General features: G+C 60.3%; 5 protein-coding genes. All 5 read left to right on the forward strand.

Features of this window, described 5'->3' with window-relative positions:
* The first annotated feature begins 411 nt into the window (after positions 1-411).
* On the forward strand, positions 412-2,094 hold the full coding sequence (gene hutU / locus ACW9JE_RS27375) for a urocanate hydratase (RefSeq protein ID WP_457434533.1): 1,683 nt from the start codon (positions 412-414) through the stop codon (positions 2,092-2,094).
* 159 nt (positions 2,095-2,253) lie between these two features.
* On the forward strand, positions 2,254-3,726 hold the full coding sequence (locus ACW9JE_RS27380; protein WP_457434534.1) for a purine-cytosine permease family protein: 1,473 nt from the start codon (positions 2,254-2,256) through the stop codon (positions 3,724-3,726).
* Positions 3,727-3,795: 69 nt separating this feature from the next.
* The gene (locus ACW9JE_RS27385) at positions 3,796-4,764 is read left to right on the forward strand and encodes an ABC transporter substrate-binding protein (protein ID WP_457434535.1); all 969 of its coding nucleotides are present in this window, start codon (positions 3,796-3,798) and stop codon (positions 4,762-4,764) included.
* Positions 4,765-4,835: 71 nt separating this feature from the next.
* Positions 4,836-5,687 (forward strand): ABC transporter permease, encoded by an 852-nt coding sequence (locus ACW9JE_RS27390; RefSeq protein WP_103396924.1) that lies wholly within the window; start codon positions 4,836-4,838, stop codon positions 5,685-5,687.
* Positions 5,684-6,514, forward strand: coding sequence for a quaternary amine ABC transporter ATP-binding protein (locus ACW9JE_RS27395; RefSeq protein WP_457434536.1), 831 nt, complete (start codon positions 5,684-5,686; stop codon positions 6,512-6,514). The genes ACW9JE_RS27390 and ACW9JE_RS27395 overlap by 4 nt, the downstream gene beginning before the upstream one ends.
* The last annotated feature ends 101 nt before the right edge of the window (positions 6,515-6,615 follow it).

The following is a 6,615-nucleotide window of genomic DNA, read 5'->3' on the forward strand; positions in this document are numbered from 1 at the left end:
GTCCGGTGTAGACCCTGTAGGAGCGAGGCTTGCCCGCGAAGCTTTTTGCGTCCCCCAAAAATATCGTTCCCGAACGCGCACCACTTTGTTACCGAACGCCCCAATCCGGCGCAAAACCCCTCCCCAGTAACATCCGCCCCCGCTCATAAAAAATCCCCCCGGAAAATTTCATCTTCGCCACATCCCTTGATCCAGGCGCTCTCCAGCCATTTCGAAACTTTTCTTGAACACCCATCCAACAAGTTGGCCGCTTGATTGCATATGCTTGTATGTACAAGTAAAGACGTATGCGTATGAGTCGATTGAGACGACCCGCAACGTCCACTGATTCGCCTGCAGCGCAACGATGCGCGCAGGCTGGCTTACCCACCGCCAGGGTTGGTTTGGATTGATCGCTGAGGAGTCTTTTTCGTGACTGACAACAAAACTACCAAGTTCCGTGACGTTGAAATCCGCGCTGCCCGCGGTAACAAGCTGACCGCCAAAAGCTGGCTGACCGAAGCGCCGCTGCGCATGCTGATGAACAACCTCGACCCGGAAGTCGCCGAGAACCCGAAAGAACTGGTGGTTTACGGTGGTATCGGTCGTGCCGCGCGTAACTGGGAGTGCTACGACAAGATCGTCGAGAGCCTGACCAACCTGAACGAAGACGAGACCCTGCTGGTGCAATCCGGCAAGCCGGTCGGCGTGTTCAAGACCCACGCCAACGCCCCGCGCGTGCTGATCGCCAACTCCAACCTGGTACCGCACTGGGCGAACTGGGAACACTTCAACGAACTGGACGCCAAAGGCCTGGCCATGTACGGCCAGATGACCGCCGGCAGCTGGATCTACATCGGCAGCCAGGGCATCGTCCAGGGCACCTACGAAACCTTCGTTGAAGCCGGTCGCCAGCACTACAACGACGACCTGACGGGCAAGTGGGTCCTGACCGCAGGTCTGGGCGGCATGGGCGGCGCGCAACCTCTGGCCGCCACCCTGGCCGGCGCCTGCTCGCTGAACATCGAATGCCAGCAGGTCAGCATCGATTTCCGTCTGAACAGCCGTTACGTCGACGAGCAGGCCAAAGACCTCGACGACGCCCTGGCTCGCATCGCCAAATACACCAAAGAAGGCAAGGCGATCTCCATCGCGCTGCTGGGTAACGCGGCAGAAATTCTGCCGGAACTGATCAAGCGCGGCGTGCGCCCGGACATGGTCACCGACCAGACCAGCGCCCACGACCCGCTCAACGGTTACCTGCCGGCCGGCTGGACCTGGGAAGAGTACCGCGCTCGCGCCAAGACCGAGCCTGCCGCCGTGGTCAAAGCCGCCAAGCAATCGATGGCCGTGCACGTTAAAGCGATGCTCGAGTTCCAGAAGCAAGGCGTGCCGACCTTCGACTACGGCAACAACATCCGCCAGATGGCCCAGGAAGAAGGCGTGGAAAACGCATTCGACTTCCCAGGCTTCGTACCGGCCTACATCCGTCCGCTGTTCTGCCGCGGCATCGGTCCGTTCCGCTGGGCCGCGCTGTCGGGCAACGCTGAAGACATCTACAAGACCGACGCCAAGGTCAAGGAACTGATCCCGGACGACGCCCACCTGCACAACTGGCTGGACATGGCTCGCGAGCGCATCAGCTTCCAGGGTCTGCCGGCACGTATCTGCTGGGTTGGTCTGGGCCTGCGCGCCAAGCTAGGCCTGGCGTTCAACGAAATGGTCCGCAGCGGCGAGCTGTCGGCGCCAATCGTTATCGGCCGTGACCACCTGGACTCCGGCTCGGTATCCAGCCCGAACCGTGAAACCGAATCGATGCAGGACGGTTCCGATGCTGTTTCCGACTGGCCACTGCTCAACGCCCTGCTGAACACCGCGAGCGGCGCGACCTGGGTTTCCCTGCACCACGGCGGCGGCGTCGGCATGGGCTTCAGCCAGCACTCGGGCATGGTGATCGTCTGCGACGGTACCGATGAAGCGGCCGAGCGTATTGCTCGCGTACTGCACAACGACCCGGCAACCGGCGTTATGCGTCACGCCGATGCCGGTTACCAGATCGCGATCGACTGCGCCAAGGAACAAGGGCTGAACCTGCCGATGATCACCGGCAAATAAAAAGCAGTCGCTGTAAATGCTTTTTGTGGGAGCGAGCCTGCTCGCGATGAGGGCGGCACATTCAACACCTCGTTGACTGACAAACCGCTATCGCGAGCAGGCTCGCTCCCACAGAAGCAGAGCCAACCCAAATCCAGAACAATCCACAGAGGTTGAACCATGGCTGTCCAAGACGAACGTGCAGGCAACAAACCGTTGATCGAGAAACGCTCGATCGACTACATCCCGGAAGCGGAAAGACACGGTCGTCTGTTCAGCCAGTTCACCCTGTGGATGGGTGCCAACCTGCAAATCACCGCGATCGTGACCGGTGCCTTGGCCGTGGTGCTCGGCGGGGATGTGTTTTGGTCGTTGATCGGTCTGTTGATCGGTCAACTGCTGGGTGGTGGTGTGATGGCGTTGCACGCCGCGCAAGGGCCGAAGCTTGGCCTGCCACAGATGATCTCCAGCCGCGTGCAGTTCGGGGTTTATGGCGCGGCGATCCCGATCGTGCTGGTGTGCCTGATGTACCTGGGCTTCACCGCTACGGGCACGGTGCTTTCCGGCCAGGCCTTGGGCCAGTTGTTCGGTGTCAGTGACACCATCGGCATCCTGATCTTCGCCAGCGTCATCGTGCTGGTGACGGTGCTGGGTTACCGGGTGATCCACTTCATCGGCCGTGTCGCCAGCATCATCGGCATCATTGCTTTCGTTTACCTCTTCAGTCGCCTGATGAGCCAGACGGATGTCGGCGCACTGATGGAAATTCGCCACTTCAGTTGGAGCAGCTTCCTGCTGGCGGTGTCGCTCGCGGCCTCCTGGCAGATCGCTTTCGGCCCTTACGTGGCGGACTACTCGCGCTACCTGCCGAGCAAGACGTCCTCGGTGAAAACCTTCTTCGCCGCGGGCGCAGGTTCGGTGATCGGTGCACAGGTGGCGATGATCCTCGGCGTATTCGCCGCAGCTTCCGCCAACGGTCAATACGCCGGTCATGAAGTGGCTTACATCGTCGGTTTCGCCGGCAGTGGTGCCACCGCCGCGCTGCTGTATTTCAGCATCGCGTTCGGCAAGGTGACCATTTCCACCCTGAACTCCTACGGCAGCTTCATGTGCATCGCAACCATCATCAGCGGCTTCCGTGGCCGTCTGGAAGTGTCGCGCATGCAACGTCTGGTGTTCGTCCTGGCCATCGTCGGTGCCGCAACCCTGATCGCCTTGGTTGGCCAGCACTCGTTCCTCGGTGCGTTCAAGTCGTTCATCCTGTTCCTGCTGGCGTTCTTCACGCCATGGAGCGCAATCAACCTGGTGGACTACTACTGTATTACCCGCGAACGCTATGACGTGCCGGCGCTGGCTGATCCGAACGGTCGCTACGGCCGCTGGAACATGCTCGGTATCAGCGTCTACGTGTTCGGTGTGCTGGTGCAGTTGCCGTTCATCTCCACCAAGTTCTATACCGGTCCCCTGGTGGCTGCATTGGGTGACGTGGATATTTCCTGGATTATCGGTCTGGTATTGCCCGCTGCCCTGTATTACGTGTGCGCCAAAAAATGGCACGGTGCAGTACCCGATCAACTGATTCTGCCGGTCGAGCAGAACAGCGTAGAAAAACCAAAAACAAGCGGGAACGGTCGCGCTGCGGCGCAGGCCTGATTGGACGTAGACAGGGCTGGATGCCTCTTGACTGCCGCAAGCCAATTCATGATTAGGAGCGTCGAAACAATGAAATCGAACAAGACCCTGCTGACCGCACTGCTTTCCATGGGCCTGCTGGCCAGCGCCGGCGCCACTCAGGCAGCGGGCTGGTGTGAGTCGGGCAAGCCGGTGAAATTCGCCGGCCTGAACTGGGAAAGCGGCATGCTGCTGACCGACGTGATGCAATTCGTGCTGGATAAAGGTTACGGCTGCAAGACCGACAGCCTGCCGGGCAACTCCATCACCATGGAAAACGCCCTGAGCAGCAACGACATTCAGGTGTTCGCCGAGGAATGGGTTGGCCGCAGCGAGGTCTGGAACAAGGCCGAGAAGGCCGGCAAGGTCGTCGGCGTCGGCGCTCCTGTCGTTGGCGCGATCGAAGGCTGGTACGTGCCGCGCTACGTGATCGAAGGCGACGCCAATCGCAAGCTGGAAGCCAAGACGCCGGACCTGAAAAACATTGCCGACCTGGCCAAATACTCTGCAGTGTTCAAGGACGCCGAAGAGCCATCCAAGGGCCGTTTCTACAACTGCCCGGCCGGCTGGACCTGCGAGCTGGACAACAGCGAAATGCTGAAAAGCTACGGCCTGGAAAGCACCTATACCAACTTCCGTCCGGGCACCGGGCCGGCGCTGGATGCTGCCGTGCTGTCGAGCTACAAGCGTGGCGAGCCGATCCTGTTCTACTACTGGTCGCCAACGCCGTTAATGGGCCAGGTCGACGTGGTGAAACTCGAAGAAAAACCTGGCGTGGACAAGACCGTGACCATCAAGGTCGGCCTGTCCAAAACCTTCCACGACGAAGCGCCTGAACTGGTTGCTGTGCTGGAAAAGGTCAACCTGCCGATCGACCTGCTGAACCAGAACCTGGGACGCATGACCAAGGAACGAATCGAGTCGCCGAAACTGGCGAAAATCTTCCTCAAGGAACATCCTGAAGTCTGGCACCAGTGGGTGAGCGAAGACGCAGCGAAGAAGATCGACGCGGCCTTGTAGGTTGAGCTTCTCCGGCTGTCGCGGGCGGCAGCCGGATGCTTGATCGCAACCCCTTGATTGAGAGTCTCTTTATGTTTCCCGAAAGCTTTACCTTTTCCATCGCCGACTGGGTCAACGGTTGGGTCGATTCGCTGGTCACCAACTACGGCGACGTGTTCCGTCACATCTCCGACACCCTGTTGTGGGCCATCGTCAATCTCGAAAGCCTGCTGCGCGCGGCGCCCTGGTGGCTGATGCTGGCCATCGTGGCGGGCGTTGCCTGGCACGCGACTCGCAAAGTGGTGACCACCGCGGTCATCGTCGGTCTGCTGTTCCTGGTGGGTGCGGTTGGCTTGTGGGACAAGCTGATGCAGACGCTGGCGCTGATGATGGTGGCGACGATCATCTCGGTACTGATCGGCATTCCGCTGGGCATCCTCTCGGCACGCAGCAATCGCCTGCGTTCGGTGCTGATGCCGTTACTGGACATCATGCAGACCATGCCGAGCTTCGTGTACCTGATCCCGGTACTGATGCTGTTCGGCCTGGGCAAGGTCCCGGCGATTTTCGCCACCGTGATCTACGCCGCGCCGCCGCTGATCCGCCTGACCGATCTGGGCATTCGCCAGGTCGACGGTGAAGTGATGGAAGCGATCAACGCTTTCGGTGCCAACCGCTGGCAGCAACTGTTCGGCGTGCAACTGCCGCTGGCCCTGCCGAGCATCATGGCCGGGATCAACCAGACCACCATGATGGCCCTGTCGATGGTGGTGATCGCCTCGATGATCGGTGCCCGTGGCCTGGGTGAAGACGTACTGGTAGGGATTCAGACCCTCAACGTCGGTCGTGGCCTGGAAGCGGGTCTGGCGATCGTGATTCTGGCAGTGGTGATCGACCGCATTACACAGGCGTACGGTCGCGCACGGCATGAGGTGAGCAAATGAACAACGCAACCGTAAGCAAGATTGAAGTCAAAAACGTCTTCAAGATTTTCGGCAACCGTTCCAAGGACGCGCTGGCCCTGGTGGGCCAGGGCAAGACCAAGGATCAGGTGCTGTCCGAGACTGGCTGCGTGGTCGGCGTGAATGACCTGTCGCTGAGCATCGGCAGCGGCGAGATCTTCGTGATCATGGGCCTGTCCGGCTCCGGCAAATCCACCCTGGTGCGCCACTTCAACCGCCTGATCGACCCGACCAGCGGCGCGATCCTGGTGGACGGCGTGGACATCCTGCAATACGACATGGAAGCCCTGCGCGAATTCCGCCGTCGCAAGATCAGCATGGTGTTCCAGAGCTTCGGCCTGTTGCCGCACAAGAGCGTGCTGGACAACGTCGCCTATGGCCTGAAAATCCGTGGCGAAAGCAAAGCCATGTGCAACGAGCGTGCGCTGCACTGGATCAACACCGTGGGCCTCAAGGGCTACGAAAACAAATACCCGCACCAGCTCTCCGGCGGCATGCGTCAGCGTGTGGGCCTGGCCCGTGCATTGGCGGCGGACACCGACATCATCCTGATGGACGAAGCCTTCAGTGCCCTCGACCCGCTGATCCGCGCCGAGATGCAGGACCAGTTGCTGGAGCTGCAAAAGACCCTGCACAAGACCATCGTCTTCATCACCCACGACCTCGACGAGGCCGTGCGCATCGGCAACCGCATCGCGATCCTCAAGGACGGCCGCCTGATCCAGGTCGGCACGCCGAAAGAGATCCTGCATTCGCCAGCTGATGAGTATGTCGACCGCTTTGTGCAGCGTCGGGCGGCGGTGGTTTAAGAGAGATTTGCGGTGCTTGTTCGGGCCTCTTCGCGGGCAAGCCCGCTCCCACAGGGAATAGCTGTGTTGCACAGATCGTGTTCACACAACTGAACACTGTG

It is taken from the genome of Pseudomonas sp. SDO55104_S430 (assembly GCF_054070595.1).